The 23073-nt window shown below is 68.9% G+C and carries 20 protein-coding genes and 1 pseudogene; 10 read left to right on the forward strand and 11 right to left on the reverse strand.

Translation table 11 applies throughout. The features are described from left to right. Window positions 1-2: 2 nt before the first annotated feature. The 4 genes from QA802_RS06830 to QA802_RS06845 all read right to left on the reverse strand — a co-directional run bounded on the left by QA802_RS06830 (window position 3) and on the right by QA802_RS06845 (window position 2308). Window positions 3-467, reverse strand: coding sequence for a prevent-host-death protein (locus QA802_RS06830; protein WP_334518928.1), 465 nt, complete (start codon window positions 465-467; stop codon window positions 3-5). Window positions 468-798: 331 nt separating this feature from the next. Further along, complete coding sequence (locus tag QA802_RS06835) at window positions 799-996, reverse strand: integrase core domain-containing protein (RefSeq protein WP_334518929.1); 198 nt, start codon at window positions 994-996, stop codon at window positions 799-801. Continuing rightward, window positions 990-1754, reverse strand: coding sequence for a helix-turn-helix domain-containing protein (locus QA802_RS06840; RefSeq protein ID WP_334518930.1), 765 nt, complete (start codon window positions 1752-1754; stop codon window positions 990-992). Before QA802_RS06840 ends, QA802_RS06835 begins: the two co-directional genes overlap by 7 nt. A gap of 209 nt (window positions 1755-1963) precedes the next feature. Next, entirely contained in the window at window positions 1964-2308 is a 345-nt protein-coding gene (locus tag QA802_RS06845) for an STAS domain-containing protein (protein WP_334518932.1), read from the reverse strand. 260 nt (window positions 2309-2568) lie between these two features. Between QA802_RS06845 and QA802_RS06850 the strand changes: the two genes are divergently transcribed. Together QA802_RS06850 and QA802_RS06855 are read left to right on the forward strand one after the other, a co-directional pair. Beyond that, window positions 2569-2823, forward strand: coding sequence for a hypothetical protein (locus QA802_RS06850; protein WP_334518934.1), 255 nt, complete (start codon window positions 2569-2571; stop codon window positions 2821-2823). Window positions 2824-3156: 333 nt separating this feature from the next. Beyond that, complete coding sequence (locus tag QA802_RS06855; protein ID WP_334518936.1) at window positions 3157-3798, forward strand: carbonic anhydrase; 642 nt, start codon at window positions 3157-3159, stop codon at window positions 3796-3798. 264 nt (window positions 3799-4062) lie between these two features. Here the strand turns inward: QA802_RS06855 and QA802_RS06860 are convergent, their stop codons facing one another. Then, window positions 4063-4836: an ISAs1 family transposase gene (locus QA802_RS06860; RefSeq protein WP_334534371.1), complete on the reverse strand. Its 774-nt coding sequence runs from the start codon at window positions 4834-4836 to the stop codon at window positions 4063-4065. A 339-nt stretch (window positions 4837-5175) separates the two neighbouring features. Here QA802_RS06860 and QA802_RS06865 point away from each other — a divergent pair. From QA802_RS06865 to QA802_RS06895, 7 genes and pseudogenes are all read left to right on the forward strand, one after another. After that, a pseudogene (locus QA802_RS06865) lies at window positions 5176-5316 on the forward strand (undecaprenyl-diphosphatase); the annotation flags it as partial. Between the two features lie 475 nt (window positions 5317-5791). Continuing rightward, complete coding sequence (locus tag QA802_RS06870; protein ID WP_225966627.1) at window positions 5792-7327, forward strand: ISL3 family transposase; 1536 nt, start codon at window positions 5792-5794, stop codon at window positions 7325-7327. Window positions 7328-7680: 353 nt separating this feature from the next. Further along, window positions 7681-8043: a MaoC family dehydratase gene (locus tag QA802_RS06875; RefSeq protein WP_075693505.1), complete on the forward strand. Its 363-nt coding sequence runs from the start codon at window positions 7681-7683 to the stop codon at window positions 8041-8043. A gap of 904 nt (window positions 8044-8947) precedes the next feature. Then, window positions 8948-9376, forward strand: a complete 429-nt coding sequence (locus tag QA802_RS06880) for an ester cyclase (RefSeq protein WP_006378598.1) — start codon at window positions 8948-8950, stop codon at window positions 9374-9376. Next, complete coding sequence (locus tag QA802_RS06885) at window positions 9373-9927, forward strand: TetR/AcrR family transcriptional regulator (RefSeq protein ID WP_231885174.1); 555 nt, start codon at window positions 9373-9375, stop codon at window positions 9925-9927. The genes QA802_RS06880 and QA802_RS06885 overlap by 4 nt, the downstream gene beginning before the upstream one ends. 217 nt (window positions 9928-10144) lie before the next feature. Then, window positions 10145-10987, forward strand: coding sequence for an alpha/beta fold hydrolase (locus QA802_RS06890; protein WP_006379149.1), 843 nt, complete (start codon window positions 10145-10147; stop codon window positions 10985-10987). A gap of 123 nt (window positions 10988-11110) precedes the next feature. Next, window positions 11111-11563, forward strand: coding sequence for a DUF1569 domain-containing protein (locus QA802_RS06895; protein WP_006379044.1), 453 nt, complete (start codon window positions 11111-11113; stop codon window positions 11561-11563). 433 nt (window positions 11564-11996) lie between these two features. Here QA802_RS06895 and QA802_RS06900 read toward each other — a convergent pair whose 3' ends face one another. From QA802_RS06900 to QA802_RS06920, 6 genes are all read right to left on the reverse strand, one after another. Continuing rightward, window positions 11997-14123 carry a glycoside hydrolase family 2 protein gene (locus QA802_RS06900; protein WP_173402941.1) on the reverse strand — a complete coding sequence of 709 codons (2127 nt, stop codon included), beginning with the start codon at window positions 14121-14123 and terminating at the stop codon, window positions 11997-11999. 237 nt (window positions 14124-14360) lie between these two features. After that, window positions 14361-14900 carry an alcohol dehydrogenase catalytic domain-containing protein gene (locus QA802_RS41470; protein WP_078507299.1) on the reverse strand — a complete coding sequence of 180 codons (540 nt, stop codon included), beginning with the start codon at window positions 14898-14900 and terminating at the stop codon, window positions 14361-14363. Window positions 14901-15149: 249 nt separating this feature from the next. Next, window positions 15150-18128 (reverse strand): glycoside hydrolase family 2 TIM barrel-domain containing protein, encoded by a 2979-nt coding sequence (locus tag QA802_RS06905; protein WP_216868753.1) that lies wholly within the window; start codon window positions 18126-18128, stop codon window positions 15150-15152. Between the two features lie 82 nt (window positions 18129-18210). Then, complete coding sequence (locus tag QA802_RS06910; RefSeq protein WP_006379287.1) at window positions 18211-19152, reverse strand: carbohydrate ABC transporter permease; 942 nt, start codon at window positions 19150-19152, stop codon at window positions 18211-18213. Continuing rightward, complete coding sequence (locus tag QA802_RS06915; protein WP_006378583.1) at window positions 19149-20171, reverse strand: carbohydrate ABC transporter permease; 1023 nt, start codon at window positions 20169-20171, stop codon at window positions 19149-19151. Before QA802_RS06915 ends, QA802_RS06910 begins: the two co-directional genes overlap by 4 nt. Then, on the reverse strand, window positions 20168-21463 hold the full coding sequence (locus tag QA802_RS06920; RefSeq protein ID WP_006378736.1) for an ABC transporter substrate-binding protein: 1296 nt from the start codon (window positions 21461-21463) through the stop codon (window positions 20168-20170). Before QA802_RS06920 ends, QA802_RS06915 begins: the two co-directional genes overlap by 4 nt. Window positions 21464-21984: 521 nt before the next feature. Here QA802_RS06920 and QA802_RS06925 point away from each other — a divergent pair. Further along, window positions 21985-23049, forward strand: coding sequence for a LacI family DNA-binding transcriptional regulator (locus tag QA802_RS06925; protein WP_173402939.1), 1065 nt, complete (start codon window positions 21985-21987; stop codon window positions 23047-23049). Window positions 23050-23073: the final 24 nt, after the last annotated feature.

Raw genomic sequence — 23073 nt, forward strand, 5'->3', positions numbered from 1 at the left:
GGCTACGGACGCTCCACGGTCTCATCGTCGTCGAACCACTCCAGACCGGCGCTGCCGCTGCTGAGCCCGGCCGCGACGGCCGTGGCCGTCTCCTTCCAGGAGGTCAGCTCTGCGATCGCGAGGTGCGGCTGGTCGGTGGCGAACGACGCGCGCGCCGCATCGACGAGGTCCTGCGCGCAGGACTCCCGGTCGGCCGGCGACAGCGCGAGCATCCAAGGGAAGGCCTTGGACATCCGCTCGGCGAGCGAGCCGCGGTCGTCGAGGGTGACGGTGATGAGCTGCGCGGCAAAGTTCAGCAAGCGGGCACGACCCTCGGCCTCGCGCTGCGACATCAGGACCAGAGCCTCGCCGTCGCGCCGGGTCACCGTCACGGGGTGGTCCTCGGCCTCGGCGAAGACCTCGGCGGAGTGCTTGCTCAGGTCCGAGGAGCGCCGAGTCGCCGCGGGGAGGTCTGCTGCTATGGTCATGGATCCATAGTATTCGGAACGTATTCGGAAGTCTAGTGGAGGCCGCAGAGTGCGTGCGCCAGACTCGACCTCCGGATGCGGTCCGATGTCAGATCTCAGCCTTCCTTGATCCTTGAGTCAGACCCGAACTCACAGCCGGTCGATCGTCGAGATGGGGCGCGCACTTACAGAGCTGCTTACCTTGCGCCTGCCGAAAAACTCATCCGTCCTGGTGGGGGCTGGTGTACGGGTGGTGTCGAGCGGGGGGGGCGTACCCCCACAGGACCTGTTGGGTGCCAAGAGTCCCGCACATGCGTTGAGCTGGGCGTTCGTCAGACTGTCGTGATCTTCGTCAGGCTGTGTCGCGGTACTCGTGGATGAGTCCGCTGAGGACGTCGTGGCGCTGGATGTGTTGGGCGGGGAAGGGGATGACGTCCGGATCGTCGGCTGGTGCGCGAAGGTGCAGGGCCCGGTGCGGCCTTCCGGAGTTGTAGTGCTCGGCGTATTCGGCGAGGACACGCCGTGCGTGTTGCTCGTTGTAGATCAGCATCCGGTCGTGCACTCGGCCCGCACGCTGCCGATGAACCTCTCCACGTGGGCGTTCATCCGCGGTGTCTGTGGCGCGCTCTTCAGGATCTCGATGCCGTCGGCGGTGAAGACGGCATCGAACGCCTGGGTGTAGCGGCTGTCGCGGTCGTGTAGCAGGTAGCGGAAGCCGGCGGCGCGGTGTGCGAGGTTGGCGAGGAGGTTCCTCGAGAGCTGGGTGGCCCAGGCTGCGGGCGGGTGGGCGGTGACGCCGAGGATGTGCACGGTGCGGGTGCCGACCTCCATGACCACGAAGGCGTACAGCCTGGTCAGCGCGGCGGTGTCCATGTGGAAGAAGTCGGCGGCGAGCAAGCCGGAGGCCTGGGCGCGTACGAACTCGCGCCAGGTCGGGGCGCTGCGGCTTCGTCTGGGTGCGGGGCCGAGGCCGGCGCTGCGCAGGATGCGTCGGATGGTGGAGGCGCCGACGCGGTGGTCCAGGCGCCGCAGCTCGCCCTGGATACGGGTTGAGCCCCAGGTCGGGTTCTCGCGGGCCAGGCGCAGGATCAGGGCGGTGAGTTCCTCGGAGATCGGCGGGCGGCCGGTCCGTGCGGGTTTCTGCTTCCACTTCCAGCGCAGTAGTCGCCGGTGCCAGGTGAGCAGGGTGCCGGGTGTGAACAGGCGGTGTCGGCGCAGCCGGGAGGGTAGGTGCCGGGCGAGGGCGGCGAGCACTGCGCGGTCCGGCCAGGTGAGGTGTGGCCGGACGCCGAGCTGGCGGCGCAGCACCGGGTTCTCGTGGCGCAGCGCGAGCAGCTCGGCGGCTTGGTCTGCTGCGAGCGGGAGAGCAGCAGGAGCAGTCCGAGGAGTCGGAGGAAGACCAGGTAGAGCATGCGCAGTGCCATGGGGTCCGAGCTTGTCGTGATCGCCCGGAGTCGCAAAGTGCCTGGTCAGATGCTGTACGTCACTTCTGGAACCCTACAGGCGTGCGATGCGCCTCAAGCGAGGCTTCCAGCCGCATCCCCGTGGGCGCCGAACGCTGCTTCGGCCTCCGCGACGGTGTCACAGACCTGCAGGACCTGATCGGCGCCCGTCATATCCAGGATCCGCAGCAACGGCTGCGGCACACACGCCAGCACCAGCGCGACATCGCTCAGCTCGGCCCGATGGGAAGCCCTGAGCAGCACATTCAGCCCGGCCGAATCGCAGAAGGACACGTCCGACAGATCCAGCACGACGAAAGCGGTGCCTCCGGCGAGCACCTCGTCGATCTGCTCCCACAGGCCAGGGCCGGTCATGTAGTCCATCTCGCCGTTGACCCTGGCCACCACACCACGGCCCACGGCCCTCGCCTCGACCGAGGGACTACCTGCCACGATGGCCTCCCGACTGTCCCGTCAGGAGTCACCTGCCGGATTGCCGAGCCTACCGACTCAAGTACCCGGCATCATGCTGATGCGGCGGCAACGGCACCGCAGCGCGACACCGACACCGGGCAGAGAAAGGGCTTCGACCACCGTGGATGGCCAGCGTCAGCAGTGGACCTTCCTGACCAACCACACACGCGTGCTGCACTTCACCGCACGGAACCCGACCACACGGGTTGCAGGAGGTTGCGACCGCTTGCCGGGTCACCGAGCGCACGGCCCAGCGCATCGTGGCCGACCTCGAACAGGCCGGCTATCTCAACCGAGAACGCGTCGGCCAGCGCACCCGGTACACCGTCAACCTCGACCCACCGTTGCGGCACCCAGCGGAGACCGGCCTGTACGTCCGTGACCTCCTGAAACTCCTCAGCAGCCGGACCCCCGAGGAAACGGACGCCGACCCCCGCACCGTGACCGCACTCACCGCCTGACCAGCCCCAGGACTGGTTGTGCCGCCAACCCCGCTCTCCCTGGGCCCGGTTGTTGGGGGTCGGCCCCTCGTTCGGCCGAGCAGCGCGCACCGTACATTGCTCGTTGTGCAGGTGTGGAGGACGAGCGGAGAGCTCCGGACGATCGTGGCCGGGCGACGTGTGTCGTCGGCCCGCCGCATGCGGCGGAGCAACGGCGTCGTGCGCTGAGGAACCGCATGGAGGCCGCCCTGGCCCGGCGCCTGGGGATGCCCAAGCCGTCAGCGTCGGCCGACCCGGCGATGATCGAGGAGACCAGGCAGTGCGACGGCTGGTGCCGACTCGTAGGCTGCCGATATGAGCGAGATCAAGACCCCGACGCCCCGCGACGCCTTCGAGCTGCTACTGGCCGGTAACCAGCGCTTCGTGGCCGGCACCCCAGAGCACCCGAACCAGGACGCCACTCGCCGCGCCGAGACCGCGCCGGCCCAGCAGCCCTTCGCCGTGCTGTTCGGGTGCTCCGACTCCCGGCTGGCCGCCGAGATCATCTTCGACCGCGGCCTGGGCGACCTGTTCGTGGTGCGCACCGCCGGCCACGTCATCGGCCCGGAGGTGCTGGGCAGCATCGAGTTCGGCGTGGAGATGCTGGGCTGCCCGCTGGTCGTGATCCTCGGGCACGACTCGTGCGGCGCGGTCGGCGCGGCGTGCGCCGCGCTGGAGGACGGCGTGACGCCGGCCGGGTACATCCGAGACGTCGTCGAGCGGGTGACCCCCAGCGTGCTGGCCGCCCGGGCCGCCGGACGGGTTGAGCCGGAGGAGATCCTCGCCGAGCACATCAGGCACACCGCCGACCTGCTGCTGGACCGCTCCCGGGTCCTCGCCGACAAGGTCGCCGCCGGCCAGACCGCCGTGGTGGGCCTGCGCTACCGCCTGGCCGACGGCAGTGCCCACCTCGTCGCCGCTCGCGGCCTCGACGCGGCCGTGCCCGCGGCGTCCTGACCGCCGCGGCGCGGCCCATCAGCGTGATCTGCCGCGGTCGGCCGTCAGGTGACAGCAGGCACAGCACGGGTCAGGGGTCCCAGGTCTCCGTACAGGGCGGCGTGGAGTGCAGCCGCGAGTTCGCGGGCGCGGGGACCGCGCTTCTTCCTGCCCACGACCTCATCATCGGCCACACCGGCCTCAAGGTCAGCACTGCTCAGCGTCACGTTCGAAAGATCCTGTTCTCGCCCTACTCACAACAGAAGACTCGATTGTCCTCATGTCTCACGAGAGTCTGACAGGGAGGGGTTCACCATCTGCCTGCGCTTGGCCGACCCCATCCTCGAAGAGCTGAAAGTCGATCCGGTCAGCTACTGGGGCCCCTAATCCGTTGTGAAGGTTGTTCCAGAGGGCCGCAGTTGGGCCTCTGGGCTGTCTGGCGTGACGGACGCCTGTAAGGCCCCTGGCTGACGAGGCCTCCCGATAGAGCGGCGCCGTCACGGTGGTGGGTTTCACGTGGCATGCGGGCGCCGGGCAGATGCCTGGGAATCTCCCTGGCCTCAGGCCCCGGACGGTGACGACCTGCACGAGGCGCTGCTCGTGACGGCCGTGGCCCCGGGCGTCGTCGTGGTGGATCACGGGGATCTCCTTCCAGGGCAGGGCGTGGAGCTGACGGGCCTGGCCGCGCTGGTTGTTCTGGATGGTCAGCAGGTAGTGAGCGCCGCGTTCGCGCAGGTAGGTGGCGTGGTCTCGTTGGACGTGGAGGGCATCGGCGGTAACGACCACCCCCGCGAGATCCGTGTCGTCGATCTGGTCGAGCAGGGGTGCGAACTCGGGGATCTCGTTGGTCTTCGCGCCGATCTCGCGGGAGGCGAGAGTGACACCGTCGCCGTGACGGACGGCGGACAGCACGAAGACCCGGTTGCCGTCCGGGCGCCTCGCGCCACGCAGGCACTTGCCGTCCACCGCGATCGTCCGCCGCCGCAGCCGTACCGGCTCGGCACGGGCGGCCGCCCGGTGGGCCCGGCGCTGTTCGCGCTCGGTGCCCCCGCCGGGCATCACCGGCTCCGGCCGGTGGGGCTGTGCGGACAGCAGGGGCCGAAGGCACAGGTGATTTCGGATCCGGTCACCGACCGGGAAGTCCAGCTCGGGGCGCGGACTGTCCGGCGTCGTCAACCGCGTCGTCCCGAACGACGACCTGGGTCTGGAAGCGACTGGCCTCGCGCGCAAGCTGGCGAACGGCCCCACACGCGCTCACACCGTACTCAAGTGCAAACCAGGTGGCTGCGCTTCGTGGGCGGCGAGGGAGAGCACTGGAAAGTGCCATCTCCCACTGCTCTCGCATTCGATCTTGAAGAGTGGTGGAAAACAGCAGGTCAAGTCCGCTCGGTCAAAGTCGTCATAAGTTCGTCTATGAAGTTCATCTCGCACAAGAGCTTCATGCCGTTCGTCTGGTACCGCATCGCCCTCGGTGTGGTGGTGATTGTGCTGGTCAGCATGGGTGTGCTGAGCCCGCACGCGGGCGAATCCGGCGGCTGAAACCGGGCCGCACAGGTAGCGCTGTCTAGCATTTCCTAGCGCCTGATTGCAGCATCACGCCATGATCATCTCCCACTTGTCTCCCAGTCATCTCCCACCGGGGAGGCGGGATACGCCCTCTTAGTTAGGGCGTGTGCGTGCGCAACGTAGGGGATGACGCGGAAGGGCGCGCACGGACGTGCGGGCCCTTCCGCACAGAGGGTAGAGCGGGTCAGCTGAGTTTCATGTCCGGCCAAGGCCGGACTCTCGCCACGCGGAAACGCAGCCGCTCATCCACCGTGTCCCAGGCATCACCCGGTGAGGTCGTCCAGCGCCGCGGCCGTGAGGATGAGCCAGCCGAGGCGCGCTTCCATGTCCTCCCACGTGTGCGTCACCTCGACTGCCTCACCGTGTGGACCCGTGCCCCGTACACCGTTATGGCGGCTCTGTTCCGTAGTCGGTGGTGACGGTTGGTGACGGGCGTCGTTGATGTTGTATGCGAGATGTCAACTCCCTCGTGGCAACGGTGTTCTCAGGGCTCTCAGCGCTGGTCATCGAGGATGTGGCGGACGACGGCGAGATGATCCGGGTCTTGGCCCGAACCCGGGATGTTCCCTTTCCCTGCTCGATGTGCGGGGTCCCGACGGGGAAGGTGCACGGATACCACGTCCGGACCGTTGCGGATGTGCCGGTCGATGGCCGCCGGGTCGTGGTCAACGTCCGGGTACGACGTCTGGTCTGCCCGGTCCTGGGCTGTCGGCGGCAGACCTTCCGCGAGCAAGTCCCTGGGCTGATCGAGCGCCTTCAGCGCCGCACCACGCGTCTGACCAGCCAGGTCTCGGGGGTGGTCAAAGAGTTATGCGGCCGGGCGGCTGCCCGGCTCACCCGGTTACTGGCCGTGCCCGTATCGTTCGCCACCGCCCTGCGGGTGCTGCGGGCAATACCCCCGCCGACGCTGCGGATCCCGAGGGTGATCGGGGTCGATGACTTCGCCCTGCGCCGCCGGCACCGCTACGCCACGCTCATCATCGATGCCGAGACCGGGGAACGCGTCGACGTCCTGCCCGACCGGGAAGCCGCCACATTGGAGGCTTGGCTGCACGGGCAGAAAGGGATCGAAGTCGTGTGCCGGGACGGCTCGGCCACCTACGCCGAGGCGATCCGCCGGGCCTTGCCCGACGCGGTGCAGGTCAGCGACCGCTGGCATCTGTGGCGGAACCTGTGCGACAAAGTTCTGGCCGAGGTCCGCGCCCACGCCCCCTGCTGGGCCACCGTCAACCCGCCCCGGCCCGGCGGCGTCCGCGAGCAGACCACCCGCGAGCGCTGGCATAAAGTCCACGCCCTCCTTGACTCCGGCGTGGGCCTGCTCGACTGCTCCCGCAGACTGAACCTCGCCCTGAATACCGTCAAGCGCTACGCCCGCATCCCTGAACCGCCCGCGGATCGCATCGCCCCCCGCTACCGGCCCACCCTTGTCGACCCCTACCGCGACCACCTGCGCCGACGCCGTGCCGAGGAACCCGCCGTCCCGGTCACCCATCTCCTCGAAGAGATCCGGAAGTTGGGCTATACCGGCAGTGCCAACCTGCTGGTCCGCTACCTCAATCAGGGCCGCGCTGAAGGCGACCGCCCCGTGACAACCCCCCGCCGCGTCGCCCGGCTCCTGCTCACCCACCCCGAGCACCTGTGGACCAAGGACACCGACCTGCTCGGCCTCCTCACCGCGGCGTGCCCGGAGATGACCGAACTCGCCCGACTCACCGGCGAGTTCGCCGCGTTCCTTACCCCGGCCCATGGCAACAACGACAAGCTCTCCCGGTGGATCGCGACAGTCCGCACCGCTGGCCTGCCCCACCTGCTCAGCTTCTGTAACGGCCTCGAACTCGACCGCGCCGCCGTGAACGCCGGCCTCACCCTGCCCCACCACAACGGCCGGACCGAGGGCGTCAATACCCGAACCAAGAAGATCATGCGGCAGATGCACGGCCGAGCAGGATTCGACCTCCTCCGTCACCGCATCCTCCTGCAATGAGGAGAACGCACCGTCACCACCGACTACGGAACAGAGCCCGATTGCTGACACGTCCTCAGGCCGATAAACAGGGGCAGCCACGCGCCGTGGACCATTACTGGGCATTCCGGGTCAGCGGGTGCGGGCCACCAGTGGCGGTGCTGGTGGAGAAGGCGTCAACACTGAAGGGGCGGCAGCGCCAGGCCACCCAGGCTTCCGGGGCTCGTCCAGCGAGCGGTGCAGCAGGCGCCCAGCGTTGTGGACCAGGTACGCGACGACGCCAGCAGCGTCACATTGCTGTGTTCAGGGGACCGCGTCCGGCACCTGAACAGCGGTGGCGGTGAGTGCCGCCGTAGCGCCCGCCCCAGAATGACATCGACCGTTTCGCCGATGTCACCGGCGATCACCAGTGGATCCACCTCGACCCGAACAAGGCCGCGAAGGGCCCGTACGGAACGACGGTCGCCCACGGCTATCTGGTCCCGTCCCTCGTCCCCATGCTCCTGTCGGAAGCCGCGCGGACCGAGGGGCTGACCGCCGCCATCAACTACGGCAGCAACAAGGTCCGTTGCCCGGCCCTCACACCCGTGAACTCCCAGGTGAGGGGCATGGTGGAGCTGACGGAACTGCGGCGCGGACCGCAGGGAGCCCAGGCCGTCCTCCGCGTCACCGTCGAGCGGCGGGGCGGCGACAAGCCTGTGTGCGTCGCCGAAGTCGTTGCAGTGCTCTTCGAGTGAACCCACAGAGGAGAAAGCTGACATGAGAACCCCTCCCTCATAGCGGAGGGAGGCATCACCCCGTCGGCGACCTCCTCCCCACGGAGACCAGCCGCGGCATCTTCCCCTTCGGCGGCGTCACCACCCCACCGTTCGACCCGGTCTGCCTCCGGCCAACCAAGGCAGCGCCCTCCTCGACAAGCGGCGGCTGGGCGAACTGGCCGTCCAGCGAGTCGGCCAACTCCCCGCAGGCGAACTGCCACCCCCTATCGTCCCGATACCAAACTTGGATGTCCGCGGCACGCCGTGACTCACCCTTTACCTCGATCCGGCAGCGAGGTTCGGGCGCTGAGCGACTCGGCGGTTCGCTCGCAATGTCCCCTGCAGTCGGGGGTGGGCCGTCGCGTGACGCTGCGGCTGCGCCGGGCTCCACGGGCCCGGGGTGGTGCGGGTCTCCCCCGTTCTGGTCTTCGTCGGGACAGGACCGACGGTCGGGTGACGGCGGGAAGTTCAGAGAGTCGCCGCCCGCAGGTGGTGAACGCGTTGGCCCAGGGCCAGGTGGCCTCGATGCGGAGCAGGCGGCGGGCGTGCTTCGCGATGCGGGCCCGCAGGCGGCAGAGGCGAAAGCGCCTGGTGCCGGGCTCGGCATCGACCAGATCGGCGTGGTCGCGCACCGCCAGGAGCCTCACCCAGGCGTCGCGGTCGGCGGTCAGGTTGGCGGAGAGCATCCAGCCGCAGTTCCCATCCCAGGACTCGGGTGGGAGGTCAATCAGGCCCATCACCTTGTTCGTGGGGCACCCGGTCCTCAGTTCGCTTCGCTGTAGTCGTCACCGCGGATGATGCCCCAAGGCAAGCCCCCACCTTGGGCCAACCGGCCCTTGGCTCGCATCTTACTTACCTGTAAGTTAGAAGCATGGTTACCACCGTGGCCGAAGTGGCCGCATCAGACATCAAGGCCCTTGAGGCGTTCTGCGATCGATGGGAGAGGGCTTGGAACGAGCACGATGGCGATGCCGCGGCGGCGTTGTGCGCCGAAGACCTGGTGTACGACGAGCCGGCGCTCGGTGAGACGGCACACGGCCCCGACAGCCTCCGCGCCTTCGTGACGCAGATGGCACAGGCCTTTCCCGACTACTCGTTCACGCGTATGGGGTTGTACGGGGAGGTGACGCGGCGGGCCGTGCTGGTGGCGTGGCGCTTCTCGGGGACCCTCGCCGGCACGGGGCAGCGCGTGGAGTTCCACGGTGACGACCGTCTGGAGCTGGGAGAGGACGGGCTGATCCACGCCTACCGGTGCCTGTACGACCACCGCTTCGTGCTGAGTCAGATCGGCCGCGCGAAGGCCGAGAAGTGACCGAGCCCGGCCGCACCCGTAAGCCGGCGTCGGTGCGGCGGGCTGAGATCATGGAGGCGGCCGACGCTGAGTTCGCCCGGAAAGGACTGTCGGGGGCGGGCATCGAGGCGATCGCCGCACGGGTCGGCATCTCCCATCCCCGCATCGTGCAGATGTTCGGCTCGAAGCGTGATCTGTTCCTTCAGGTCGTACACGCGGCCTACGACGGGATCGAGGCCACCTTCGAGAGCGCCGAACCGACGCTGAGCGCGCTCGGTGACGCCTACCGGCATCTCCTGCAGAGCCGACCCACTGTCGGCCTCGTCCTGTTGCAGGCTTATGCCGCGTCAGGCGACGCGGTGGTCCAGGAGTCGGTACGGCGGCGCCAGCTCGACCTCCAGCAGACCATCACCCGTCTGACGGGCGCCGACCCGATGCAGGTGCGCTCCTTCTTGGCCACCGGTCTCGTCCTGACGGTCTCCACCGTGCTGGACCTGCCTGAACGGCGCACCGACACGGAGTGGGGCGCCTGGATCATCGGCCGCACGGACCCACCCACCGACGAGCCATGAGGCGCAAGCGGCGACAGAACTGATGCGCCCTGAGGGGCACCCGCAGCGCCGCGACACCGCGCGATCGACGAGCCGTCACCCTAGGTCGCCGCAGCTGTCGCCGCATCTCCACCCGCCGGCTCGTCCTGGCGGTGGCTCTTTCGGCGCTGCTCGGCAGCGGAGCGTTCGTGGGCACGATGCCCCGACGGGGCGCCCACCTTCCCGAAAAGGATGCACCATGACAGAACACCTTGAAATCCCATCGGCTTCAGGCACCTTCGACGCGATCGCAGCAGGACCCGCCGACGGGCGCCCCGTCCTGCTCCTGCACGGCTTTCCCCGGACCGCCGTCCTCTGGGAAGAACAAGTGGCCGCGCTGGGTGACCAGGGCTTCCGCGCGGTCGCGCCCGACACCCGCGGCTATTCGCCAGGTGTGCGCCCGATGCGTGCCGACGCGTACGGGGTGAGCGAACTGGTCGGGGACGTTCTGGCGGTGGCCGACGCACTCGCCTGGAACCGCTTCGACCTCGTCGGACACGACTGGGGCGGCGCCATCGCCTGGTGGACCGCGGCCCGGCACGCCGAGCGACTGCGCACGCTCACCACCGTGTCGACGCCGCATCCCAACGCGCTGGGCGAGGCACATCGCACCGACGACGACCAACGCCGTCGCTCCCAGTACCAGCAGGACTGGCGCAGCCCCGACACAGAGGCCCGCTTCCTCGCGGACGACGCCGCGCTCCTGCGTTCCCTCTACCAGGGCAAGGTTGCCGACCATCACGTCGACTCATACGTACAGCGTCTGTCCGAACCCGGTGCGCTGAGCGCGGCCCTCAACTACTACCGCGCCGACCGGCCTGACGCCGCGGTCGGGAAGATCCAGGTACCCACGCTCTACGTCTGGGGCACCGAGGACGTCGCGCTCGGGTCCACCGCAGCTCATGCCACAGAAAAATGGGTGAGCGGCCCCTACTCGTTCCACGCACTGCAAGGCATCAGTCACTGGGTCCCCGATGAGGCTCCCGAGGTCCTCACCAGCCTGATCATCGACCACCTGAACGAGCATGCACCGGCGCTCTGACGCAGTAGTCAGTACCAGTGCTTGCCCAGCGAGCGGGGAGTGCCCGGCATGGGCCTGCCGCCAGGGGCGGGACCGACGTCGGGGCCCTGGCCGTCGAGCATGCAGGAAACGGAATCTTGCGATATGACCTCACTCACCCTCGTCCAGCTCACTGAACGGCTCCGCAAGGACCTCGGTCGCCCCGAGCGTGACCTGCTGGCGCCGGGCAGCGCCTGGAACCTGTCCCAGACACTGCAGCACTGTGCCCAGACCGTCCGCTACTCCGTCTCCGGTTATCCCAAGCTCAAGCCCGCCCTGTTCCGGGCGACGGCAGGCGCTCTGGCCAAGTGGGTCTTCCTGCGCCGCGGAGCGATGAAGCACCCGCTCGGCGCGGAGATCGACGGAGCGCCGCCGCTGGACCCGGGCCTGCCGGTGAGCGAGGCCGCGGCCGGCTTCACGGACGCGGTGGCCCTGTTCACCGGCCACACCGGAGAACACGCCCCCCACCCCGCCTACGGACGCTGCACACACGACGAGTTCGCGCGGCTGCATACCATGCACCTCGCCGAACACCTCCCGGGACTGGCCCATGCCTGACACTGCTCCCGCCGGTGCTCGTTCATCGTGACGCAGGACGTGCGCGACGCCGTTCTGCGGCCGGGCGAATTCACCCTCCGCACGAAGCTGACAGTTCCCATCGAACGGGCCATGGCTCGCCCTGCCGTGATCATGGCCCCGACGGCAGTCGCACGAAGCTGACGCCGTGGGCGACTCGGCGTGACACGCGGCGGCGGACTGAACGGCACATCGAAGCTCCGGTCGGGCAGAACGACCTGACAGGTCACTCTGCCCACCGGAGCTTCGTCGCGTACGTCGTGTGCCACCTGGCATCGTCACGCCGCCGAGACCCGCCCACCTACGGGATCGTGGCGGTGGTCATACGGCCACCCGAGAACTGTGGCATCGCCCGCCCTACCCCTGTAGCGCCTGTGCCGCGTGCGGACCGGGCGGCTGTCGAGGGGCGGGGTTCTCAGCCGAGTGTCCAGTTGACGCTGTCGGTATAGGTGGAGCCGTTGATGGTCGCGGTGACCGTCACGGTGTTCTGGCCGGGCCTCAAGGTGATGCTGGGCCATCTGAAGATGTGGTCGCTGCTGCTCCGGGTTCCCAGGGAGGTGCCGTTGAGGGTGGCGGTGACCTGGCCCGCGTTGGAGTAGACCTTGAGTTCGGTGGTGGGCTCGGTGCGCTGGGTCCACCGACGGCTGGTGATGTAGAGGGTGGGAGTGGTAGCCCAGTTGGACTTGTACCAATAGAAGGCGTCCTTGCGGATCTGCCGGTCGCGGGTGACCAGGCCCTTGTCGTTGATGCCGGGCTGGCCCCCCTCGCTGCGGCCGTCGGAGGGGAAGTCGAACATGGCCCAGACGAACGTGCCCCAGATGAAGGGACGGGCGGCGAGCTGCTTCCAGGCCGCTTCGTGGAACAGCGACTGGTACTCCTCGGGGTGCCAGGATCCGCCCGGAGCCGGCTTGGGCGGGTTGAGGGCGTGCTGGGTGGTGCTGGCGCCGACGCCGTACTCCGACATGGCGATCCTGCGGGACGGGGAGGTGGCGTGCAGGTTGTCGGCCCACGCGCCGAGGTCGCCGTCCTTGGAGCCGTAGTACCAGCCGTAGTACTTGTTGAAGCCCGTGGTCTGGGTGTGCAGTCCCGCCTGCGCGTTGTCGGGGTCCTCGCCGCGGACCGCGTAGGTGGAGAGCCTGTCCGGGTCCTCGGCCTCGACGATGTCGGCCAGTGACGCGAGCAGCGTGTTCGTGGCGGTGCCGTTGTAGTCGATCTGCTCGTTGCCGATGCCCCAGAAGGCGATCGAGGGGTGGTTGTAGTTCTGCCGGATCAGTTCCCGCAGCTGGTTCTGGGTGCTGGTGGTGAAGGCGGCCGAGTCGGTGACGAGGTCGACCAGGGGAATCTCCGCCCACACGATCATTCCGCGTTCGTCAGCGAGGTTGTAGTCCTTCTGGTCGTGCTGGTAGTGCGCCATCCGGACGGCGTTGGCGCCGATCTCGCTGATGAGGTCGAAGTCCTGGGTGTGATCGGCGTCGGATATCGCCCAGCCCTGGCCGGCCCGGTCCTGGTGCAGGTTGACGCCATGCAGGTGGAGGTGGCTGCCGTTGAGGCGGAACCCGGTGTTGGCGTCGACGGCGATGGAGCGAAGACCCAGGCGTTCGGTCACCACATCCGTGATCTGGTCCCCGCCCCCGGTGACGTCATGGATCTCGACGCCGGCGTTGTGGAGGTAGGGATCCGCCAGGCCGTTCCACAGGTGCGGGCTGCTGATGTGGAGAGTCTGCTGGACCTCCGTGCCGGTGGCCGCGAGGACGGTCTGCGCGGTGCTGCTCGTCTCCGCGACGACGGTCCCGCTCTTGTCCGCGATGACGCTGCGCACGACCACCGATCTGGTGGTGGTGCTGTCGTTCCACAGCTTCGTCGTGACGGTCACCGTGGCCGAGGCCGCGCTCACGTTGGTCTGCCGGAGGTAGACGCCGGGGCCCGCGTAGTCCGTCATCCGGACGTGGAGGTCGTCGACGGCCCACAGGCTCACGTTGCGGTAGATGCCGCCCTGGAAGGTGTAGTCCGCGCTCAACGGGGCGATGCCGGTGTCGCGGGCGTTGGTCACCTTCACCGCGATGACGTTGTCCCCGCCCGGGACGAGCGCGGCCGTGGCGTCGAAACGGAAGCGGGAGTACCCGCCCTTGTGCTGCCCGAGGTACGTGCCGTTGACCCAGACGTCGGCGATCTGGTTGACCCCGGCGAACTGCAGGTACAGCCTCTTTCCGGCGAGTTCGGCCGGCACGGTGTAGCGGCGGCGGTACCAGCCCACTCCGCGGTAGTAGTCGTTGCCGCCGTCGGCACCGCCGACGGCGTTCCACGTGTGGGGGGTGACGACGGACGTCCATCCGGAGTCGTCGAAACCGGGCGCTTGCGCACCAGTGGCGTCCGCTCTGATGAATCGCCACCCGTTGTTGAGGTGGATCCACACCCGCGGATCCGGCGCCGTGTACGTCACAGCGGCGGACGCGGCACCGGCATGCGGGATCCCGGCCAGCGTGGCCAGTACTCCCGCTGCCGTCCCGCCGAGTACCTGTCGGCGACTGGGCAAACCTGTCATGTCAGAACTCACTTTCCGTGGAGTCGAGAAGGAAATCGACCTGGCGCGGCATTACGCCGACGACCGTGGCGGGCCGGGCAGCACCCGGATCGGGCTGACGGCCTGCTTCAGACAACCGGGAGGAGTGCCCCGGCCCGCCTCGCGTCCAGTCGGCGCTTCTCCCGGGCAGCGGCGCCGTAGTGGCACGAGGTGTGATTCTCGGAGATGCGGGGCCGCGCCGGCCGGCGCGGCCGTTGGTCATGTGGAAGCCGGGCGAGGTCGCACCTGGAGAGAGGGCCCCGGCACGTCGGCACAGTCGAGCGGAATGCCTCCCGATGACCCCATGGCCGAACCTCGCCAAGCCCGAGGAAGGACCGACACACGGAGCAACCCCCTATACCTGGGCTCACCACTCGGCTTCCGCCATCGGCTCTCGGACGACTGCGACGCGCTCATGGAGTCGGGAACCCGGTAGAGACAACGCTCGTGGCCGACCCTGCGCGCAGGGCACAGCCCGCAAGGCTGGGTGGGGTTGATCACGACCAGGCCACCGGGCTTGAGGCCGGCGACGGCCGGGCCGACCTCGGTGACCGTGCCCACGCCCTCGCGGCCGAGGATCAGGCCCTTCTGTCCGATGGCGTACTTGCCCTTCCGTTTGGTCATCAGACGGTGTGCGAACCCATGGATGCATCCTTGAAGACCGCACCGCTGTTTCGGCCCGTCGCTGACGAAGTGTGTGCCGGGAAACGGTCCTGACGAGGGCGGTGGGCTTCGCCGGGTCGCCTGGCCGGCCGCCATCGCCCCTCGACAGCGGCCCGGGGCTCGCCGAGCTCGGCACAGGCTCGCGCGTAGGCCTCGGCCCGGCCGATCTCGGAGAGGGGGATGCGGCAGGCGCCCGGCTCGAGCGGCATGCTCTCGTCGAGGGCAGTCCGCGGTCCGGGACCATCGTTCGGGGAACCGCCAGCCACCCCCGCCGCCGGGCCGTGCAGCGCCCGGTCGGCCCGCCGGCCCACGGTGGGCAGCAGCGTCGCCGACGGGCTCTGTTGCTCAGGCGCCCGGTGTGATGCGCAGCCTGATGGTGCGGGCTTCGGGGCGCAGCACGAACTCCGGCCACACGTCCGGCCCGCAGGACCGGGAGCCGAGTCCGTGCTGGACGGCGTCGATGATCAGGTGACTCGCGGTCGACTCCGGGAGCTCGAAGGGATGTGCGGCGCTGGCGATCTGCTGGGGGGTGTGGCGCCCGAGGGTGAAGCCGGGGCGCCGACCGCGGGCGTCGGGGAGTGCCACGAGCCGCAGTACCTCGGTGCCGCCGCTGGTCAGCGTGAGGCGCCGCAGCTGGGAGCGGTGGCCGGTCTCCTGGGGGCGCGCGTAGGCGACCGCGAGGTCCCCGATCGGGTAGGAGAAGCGGCCGGTGCGGGCCGCGCGGAGACTGTCGGGGTAGGACTCCAGCGGGCCCAGGCCGAACCAGTCCGCGCCGTCGACGGGTGCCGTCCCGTCGGGCAGTTCGAAGCGCACCCCGATCCGCGGCCACACCGACCGCCAGCCGCGCGACGGCTCGATCTCCACGCGCAGTTCGAGTTCGCCGTCCTCGATCGACCAGAGGGACTCCACGGTCACCGAGAGGGCGGAGCCCGCGGCGGAGACCCGGTCCACGGTGCGCAGGGCGTCCGCGGCCTGCTCGACGTCGAGGCGCCGCGTGGTCAGCCGGTCCAGGCCGTCGCGGCGCCAGGTGTCGGCGCTCGACACCCCGAGGACGCTGTTGTCGCTTCCCTCCAGCCGGTCGGCCCGGCTCTCGTCGTTGTCGGTGGGCGCGCGGAACAGTTCCAGGCGAGGGCCGGCCACGGGGCGCCCGGCGAGGCGGGTGAGGGAGCCGCCGGTGAACTCGGCGATGCCGAGCGTGAGCGTTCCCTCGCCGGGCCGCCAGTCGCGCCGGGGCCGGGCGACGGGCACCGGCCGCCGTACCGAGCGGTCGAGTTGGGCGGTGGCGATCTCATGCCCCTGCGGCGCCCAGGCGGTCGCCGTCGCCAGCACCGCCTCGACCGTCAGCCAGGTCTCGCCGTCCGGGGCCACCGCGACCGGCGGCAACGGCACCCGCCCCGACTCGCCCGCCGCGAGGACCGGGGCATCCCACTCCCCCAAGTCCACGAGGTTCCCGTCGTGCTCGACGCGCCAGCGAAAGCGCAGGTCGGACGTGTCGGCCGAGTGCCGCAGGTTGGTGATCACGAGCTTGTCGCCGTCGAAGGCGAAGCGGATCGGCGTCACGACCGCCTTGAACTCGTACAGGCTCGGCGTCGGCACGTCGTCGCTGAGCAGCATCCCGTCCATCACGAAGTTGCCGTCGTGCACGACCTCCCCGAAGTCGCCGCCGTAGGCGTGGTACGGCGTCCCGTCCGGGGCCGTGGCCAGGATGCCGTGGTCGCGCCACTCCCAGACGAAACCGCCGTGCACCCGCGGGAACCGGTGGACCAGTTCCTCGTACTGGTCGAGGGCACCCGGCCCGTTGCCCATCGAGTGGGCGTACTCGCACAGCAGGAACGGCTTGGTGCGCTGCCGGGCGCCCTGCGCGGGGGTGCAGCCGAGCAGCGGCGCGACGGAACCGTCCGTGCCGATCTGCTCGATCTCCGGGACCGTCGGATACATGCGGGAGTAGACGTCGGTGTACTCGCCGGTGTAATCGCCTTCGTAGTGCACGGGACGCTCGGGGTCGCGGGCGTGGACCCAGGCCGACATCGCGGCGAGGTTGGCGCCGGTTCCGGCCTCGTTGCCGAGTGACCAGATCACGATGGCGGGGTGGTTCTTGTCCCGCTCGACGGTGCGCTGGACACGGTCCAGATAGGCGGCGCGCCAGGCCGGGTCGTCGCTCGGGTTGTCGGCCCAGTCGACGTTCTCGAAGCCGTGGGTCTCCAGATCGCTTTCGAGGACGACCCAGAAGCCGAGTTCGTCGGCGAGGTCGAGCAGCCGGGGATGCGGGGGGTAGTGACTGGTGCGGATGGCGTTGACGTTGAACCGCTTCATGCGGGCCAGGTCCGCGCGGGCGTGCTCCTCGTCGAAGACCCGGCCGCGCTCGGGGTGGGCCTCGTGCCGGTTCATCCCGTGGAAGACGACACGGCGGCCGTTGACCAGGAGCCGGTCGCCGTGGATCTCGACCGTGCGGAAGCCGACCCGCAGGGCGATGCTCTCCGCGGCCGAGGACACGGTGGCGTCGTACAGGCGGGGCCGCTCGGCCGACCACGGCTGGACGCCCGCGATGTCGAGGGGCGCCACGTCGGCCGGGGTGGCCCAGACCCGCTCGACGCCGAGTTCGGGGATGCGCAGGGTGACGGGGAACGCGGCGGCGTCGGCGGTGACCTCCGGGTCGATACGGCCGTTTCCGTGGTCGTAGCCGGTGCGCAGCCAGACGTCCTCGACGCCCCCGGCCGGGCGGGCGAGCAGGGTGACGTCCCGGAAGATGCCCGGCAGCCACCACTGGTCCTGGTCTTCCAGGTAGCTGGCGGCCGACCACTGGTGCACCCGTACGGCGACGACGTTGCCGCCCGGTCGCACCGCGGACGTCACGTCGAACTCGTGGGCCAGCCTGCTGCCACTGGCGCTGCCGATCTCGACGCCGTTCACCCACACCCGGAACAGCGACTCCACCCCGTCGAACCGCAGCAGGACCCGCTCGGCGTCCGACCAGTCCTCGGGGACGTCGAAACGGCGGCGGTAGTCGCCGGTGGAGTTCTCGTCGGGGACGTGCGGCGGGTCGATCGGGAAGGGGTACTGGACGTTCGTGTAGATCGGCCGGCCGTAGGCGCCGTCGCCCTCCAGCACCCAGTGCGCCGGCACCGGGATGCTGTCCCAGCCCCGGTCGTCGAAGTCCTCGGAGGCGAAGTCCTCGGCGACGGCCGCCGTGGGCGACAGACGGAACTGCCAGGAGCCGTTGAGCGACTGGGAGGGAGCGTCGGAATGCAGCCAGGAGCGGGCCGGGCGCAGGGCGCCCCGCCACGGTGCGGTGTCCGACACATACGTGGGGAGCTGGGAAGGCAAGGGGCTCACAACCTTGTTGGGGCGTTCGGTGCTCACAGGTGCTGCTCCGGGGAAGTGCGGGGAACGAGTGGGGGGTTCAGGTTCAGCCCTTGTTGGCGCCCAGCGTGAGGCCGCTGACGAACTGCCGCTGGAGCACGAAGTACACGATCAGGGTCGGGATCGCGGTGAGCAGGGCTCCGGCTGCGACCAGGTTGGGGTCGGTGAAGTACTGGCCGGAGAGGTTGTTCAGCGCCGAGGTGATCGGCATGTTCTCGCCGGTGGAGATCAGCACGATCGCCCAGAAGAAATCGTTGTAGATCCAGATGGACAGCAACGTCGCCAGGGCGGCCATGGCGGGCTTGCACAGGGGCAGCACGATCTGCCAGTACAGGCGCCAGACGGAGGCGCCGTCGACCAGGGCGGCCTCGGTCAGCTCGTGCGGCAGGGAGCGCATGTAGTTGGCCAGCACGAAGGCGCAGAAGCCGGACTGGAACGCCACGTGGATCAGTACCAGGCCCAGCGCGGAGTCGTAGAGCTTGCCGCTCATGGTGATGCCGGGCAGGTCGATGAGCAGATACAGGCGGTACAGCGGGGTGATGATGACCTGCTGGGGCAGCAGGTTGCCGGCCGTGAACACCAGCAGCAGGAACAGATTGACCCGGAAGTCGAAGCGGCTGACGTAGAAGGCGACCATCGACGACAGGAACAGCGTCAGCAGCACCGCGGGGATCGCCACCAGCAATGTGTTGCCGAAGTAGTGCAGCATGTCTGACTGCTGGAAGGCGTTGGTGAAGTTGTCGAGGCTCAGTTCGTCGGGCCAGGAGACGTAGCCCTTGGTGCTGGTCTCGGCGTACGGGCGCATCGCCGCGTACATCGCCCACAGCAGGGGTGCGAGCCAGGCCAGCGCGGCACCGGCGAGGAAGACGTGCAGCAGGATCCGGGCAGGGCGGACGGGGGTGCGCTGCTTGGCCAGCGCGCCAGAGTTCAAAGGGGTGGCGCGAAGCGCCTCGTTCAGGGTGGTGGTGGGCGACGGGTGGGAGCTCATGCGCGCCGCTCCTTCCGGAAGGTCGCGATCAGATACGGGATGATCACGGCAAGCGAGATCACCAGCAGGACCACGGCGATCGCGGAGCCGTATCCGATGCGGCTGGACTCACCGATGATGTTGTTGGTGACCAGGATCGACAGCAACTCGGTGCCCTCGGCGCCCTTGTTGAAGACGAAGACGAGGTCGAAGGCGCGCAGCGCCTCGATGATCGTCACGACCAGGACGACGGTGTTGGTGGGGCGCAGGGTGGGGAAGATGACGTTCTTGAACGTCTGCCACTCGTTGGCGCCGTCCAGCGAGGACGCCTCCCGAAGCGCCGGGTCGACACCCTTCAGGCCGGCCAGGTAGAGAATCATCATGTAGCCGGTGTGGCGCCAGGAGGCGGCGATGAGGACGGACCACAGGTTGAGGTCCGGGTCGCCGATCCAGTCGATGTAGTGGCCGGGCTCGTTGGCGCCGATGATGCTGTTGATCAGGCCGGTGTCGGGGTTGTAGACGAGCTGCCATACGAACCCGATGACCGCCATCGACAGCACGACGGGCAGGAAGAACGCGGTCTGGTACACCTTGCTGAACCGGATCTTCTTGTCGAGCTGCACGGCCAGGAACAGGCCGAGCGGCGTCGGGATCAGGATGAGCACGACGAACCAGACGATGTTGTGCTCGACGGCGGGCCAGAACTGCGGGTTGCTGGTGAACAGCTCACGGAAGTTGTCCAGGCCGACCCATGTGATGGAGTCGAAGCCGATGCCGTCCCAGGTGGTGAAGGCCAGCGCGATCGAGGCGAGAGCTGTGAGCCAGACGAGCATGACGTGCAGGATCGTCGGCACCCCGGCCATCAGGCCGAGGGTGAGGCGGTCCCGTCGGGTGAGCAGCCGTCGGTGGCCCAAGGGGGCGCGCAGCCGCTTGGTCTGATTCTTGGTCACATTCTTCGGGTTGCCCGGGGGCGGCACTGCGGCCGCCCCCGAGGTGCTGGTGGTTCCGGTCCCGGTACCGGTGTTCGTGGTGGCGGTCATGCGGACGCGAAGATCGTCTTCTTCTGGCGCTCGATCGACGCCAGCAGGCTGTCGACGCCCTTGGGGTCGCGGACGAACTTCTGCAGGGCGGGCTGCATCACCGTGGAGGTGAAGTCCGGGCGGCTGTCGCGGTCCATGAACTGGGTGAGGTGCTTGGCGCCGGCGATCGTCTCGTACGCCTTCTTCTGGAGCGGGGTGTACGAGGAGGTGTCGGCCTTGTTGGAAGCCGCGACCAGGCTCGGGTCGGACTTCAGGTAGATCTGCTCTGCCTCCGGGGTGCCCAGGAACTCCAGGAGCTTCAGCGCGCCGTCCTTGTTCTTCGGAGCCTTGGAGAGCATGAAGCCGTCGGTGGGCGCCTCGACGGTGTCCTGTCCGTGCGCGGAGTCGATCTCCGGGAAGGGGAAGAAGTCAAGGTCGTCCAGGTCGGCCTTGTTCGTGAACTGCTGCGCCACGAAGCTGCCGAACAGGTACATGCCCGCCTTCTTCGAGATCAGCGTCTGGGCCGCGTCCTGCCAGGTGCGGCCGACCGCGCCCTCCTGGTGGTAGGGGAGGATCTCGGCCCAGTGGTCGAAGGCGGTGCGGACCTTGGCATCCGTCCAGGACGCCTTGCCGGCCATCAGCTCGACGTGGAAGTCGTAGCCGTTGGTACGGAAGTTGATCTGGTCGAAGGTGCCGAGCGCGGGCCAGGCGTCCTTGTCGCCGAAGGCGAACGGAACCAGGCCGTCCTTCTTCATCTGCTTGCACAGGGCGACGAGCTGGTCCCAGGTGGTGGGGACCTCGTAGCCGTACTTCTCGAAGACGCTCTTGCGGTAGAAGACGCCCCAGAGGGACGTGGAGATGGGCACGAAGTAGTACTTGCCGTCCGCGCCCTTGCTGAGCGCCTTCATCGCCTCGGGGAAGTTTCCGCCGATCTTCTGCCACACGTCGTCGATCGGGGAGGCGAGGCCCTTGGCGGCGAAGAACTGCATGCGGTAGCCGGCGAACCAGTTGAACACGTCGTCCGGGGTGCCCTGGAGGTAGGTGTTGATCTGCTCCTGGAACGTGTTGTGGTCCTTGGTGTTCACGTCGACCGTGATCCCGGACTGCTTCGTGAACGCCGCGTAGATCTCGGCGAACGCCTTCTTCGGCACCGCGTCCGACGCGTTCGACCCGAGGCTGACGGTCTTGGGGTCGGATGCCGTGCCGCTGCCGCTGCCGCTGCCGCCGCAGGCGCTGAGCAGCGGTATGCCGGCGCCGAGGACGGCTGCGCCACCGATACCGCGCAGGACGGTGCGTCGGCTGGCAGAAGGCATGGGCCGACCGAGGGAGGAAGAGTGCATTTCGGCTCCTGACAGGGCGGCCGTGCTCAGGCGGCACGTCGGCCCGCGGGGTGTGACGGGGAAGCGGTCGTCTACGCGACCAAGACTCAACACGATCGAACAAATTCGACCGGCGGTTGGGAGGAAGAGTGAACGCTCCGAGGAGTCGCTGTCAAGCCCCTTCGACCTGACCTCAGAGCTGACCGTACCTGTCGGCAGGACGGCCGGCCTACCGCCGGAGGGGAGCGACACCCCCGTTCCGCGAGCCGGCGCGAGAGCCAACTTGTATCCCTTGACCAGCAGATATGTCCACCACGGGGGCTCTCCGCACGGCGACTGCGACTCCCTTCGCCGACCGGCCGCCCTCCGACGAACCCGCATCCGCCCCTCGGAATCGATACCGCCGGAACCCTTGACGTACCGCTGTCGGCTACGTAGACATGACCACGCGGTCAGACCGCGTGGTCATACAGTTGACCGCCTTCGATGCAGACGTACGGCCGTCGGGAGACTTCATGGCAGCAGTGGTGGGACGGAGCGAGGGCTCCGCTGTGCCGCGCAGCGCGGACGTGGCCCGCCTGGCCGGGGTGTCACGCAAGACGGTGTCCCGGGTCCTCAACAACGAGCCGTACGTCTCCGAGGACGCCCGCACCAAGGTCCTCGCGGCCGCCGAGGAACTCGGCTACCGGCTGAACCAGGCGGCCAGGACACTGGTCTCCGGGCGTACCGGCTCCATCGGTGTGGTCGCCCTGGGCACCGCCGGCTACGGGACCGCTTCACTGCTCGTGCACATCGAGCGGGCCGTGCGCGACGCGGGCTACGCGCTCCGCGTGGTCAACACGCCCGACGGCGACCCGACGGGCATCGCGGGTGCCGTGGCGTCGCTGCTCGAACAAGGGGTGGACGGCGTCATCGTCTCCGAACCCATCGTGGAAGGAGACATCAGCGTCCGCGTCGGCGTCCCCGTCCTCTTCCTGGGAGCACCGCCCGCCTTCACCGCCACCCGCACCGTGACCATGGGTGTGGGCGCACAGGAACTGGCGCGGGCGGCCACCGAGCATCTGCTGGACCTGGGACACACGACCGTTCATCATCTCGCCGGTCCGCGGCGCTGGTACGCCACCAAGGACCGCATCGAAGGATGGCGTGCGGCGCTCGCGGCACGGGGCGCGCACGAGCCGCCACTGCTCAACGGTGACTGGTCGGCTGCCTCCGGCCATGCCGTGGGCCGGGCGCTGGCGTCGGACAGGTCCGTGACCGCTGTCTTCGCGGCGGGCGACGAGATGGCCATCGGGCTCATCCACGCCCTGCGGGAAGCCGGGCGCCGCGTACCCGAGGACATCAGCGTCGTCGGCTTCGACGGCAACCCGGTCTTCGCCTACGTCTCTCCTCCCCTGACCACCGTGCGCCAGCCCTTCGAGGCCGCGGCCAGAGAGGGCATCCGCCTTCTCGTGCACGCGATCGAGAAGCCCGACACCGACCTGCCGCAGGCGAGCGACCCACCGGTCGAACTCGTCGTCCGCGGCTCGACCGCGCCTCCGCCGTCGCACCCCGACAAGACGGACCGGCCCACCACCTGAGAGCACCCCGGCTTCGGAGAACAC

The organism is Streptomyces sp. B21-105 (assembly GCF_036898465.1).
Classification (GTDB): Bacteria; Actinomycetota; Actinomycetes; order Streptomycetales; family Streptomycetaceae; genus Streptomyces.

Excerpts from the sequence above, each read along its gene's own strand:
- QA802_RS06900 (WP_173402941.1), bottom strand. The coding sequence starts at position 14,123 with ATGACAGGTTTGCCCAGTCGCCGACAGGTACTCGGCGGGACGGCAGCG.
- QA802_RS06895 (WP_006379044.1), top strand. The coding sequence starts at position 11,111 with ATGACCTCACTCACCCTCGTCCAGCTCACTGAACGGCTCCGCAAGGAC.
- QA802_RS06920 (WP_006378736.1), bottom strand. The coding sequence starts at position 21,463 with ATGCCTTCTGCCAGCCGACGCACCGTCCTGCGCGGTATCGGTGGCGCA.
- QA802_RS06855 (WP_334518936.1), top strand. The coding sequence starts at position 3,157 with ATGAGCGAGATCAAGACCCCGACGCCCCGCGACGCCTTCGAGCTGCTA.
- QA802_RS06835 (WP_334518929.1), bottom strand. The coding sequence starts at position 996 with ATGCTGATCTACAACGAGCAACACGCACGGCGTGTCCTCGCCGAATAC.
- QA802_RS06915 (WP_006378583.1), bottom strand. The coding sequence starts at position 20,171 with ATGACCGCCACCACGAACACCGGTACCGGGACCGGAACCACCAGCACC.
- QA802_RS06890 (WP_006379149.1), top strand. The coding sequence starts at position 10,145 with ATGACAGAACACCTTGAAATCCCATCGGCTTCAGGCACCTTCGACGCG.
- QA802_RS41470 (WP_078507299.1), bottom strand. The coding sequence starts at position 14,900 with ATGGCGGCCGGCCAGGCGACCCGGCGAAGCCCACCGCCCTCGTCAGGA.
- QA802_RS06925 (WP_173402939.1), top strand. The coding sequence starts at position 21,985 with ATGGCAGCAGTGGTGGGACGGAGCGAGGGCTCCGCTGTGCCGCGCAGC.
- QA802_RS06910 (WP_006379287.1), bottom strand. The coding sequence starts at position 19,152 with ATGAGCTCCCACCCGTCGCCCACCACCACCCTGAACGAGGCGCTTCGC.
- QA802_RS06860 (WP_334534371.1), bottom strand. The coding sequence starts at position 4,836 with ATGCCCGGCGGGGGCACCGAGCGCGAACAGCGCCGGGCCCACCGGGCG.
- QA802_RS06830 (WP_334518928.1), bottom strand. The coding sequence starts at position 467 with ATGACCATAGCAGCAGACCTCCCCGCGGCGACTCGGCGCTCCTCGGAC.
- QA802_RS06870 (WP_225966627.1), top strand. The coding sequence starts at position 5,792 with ATGCGAGATGTCAACTCCCTCGTGGCAACGGTGTTCTCAGGGCTCTCA.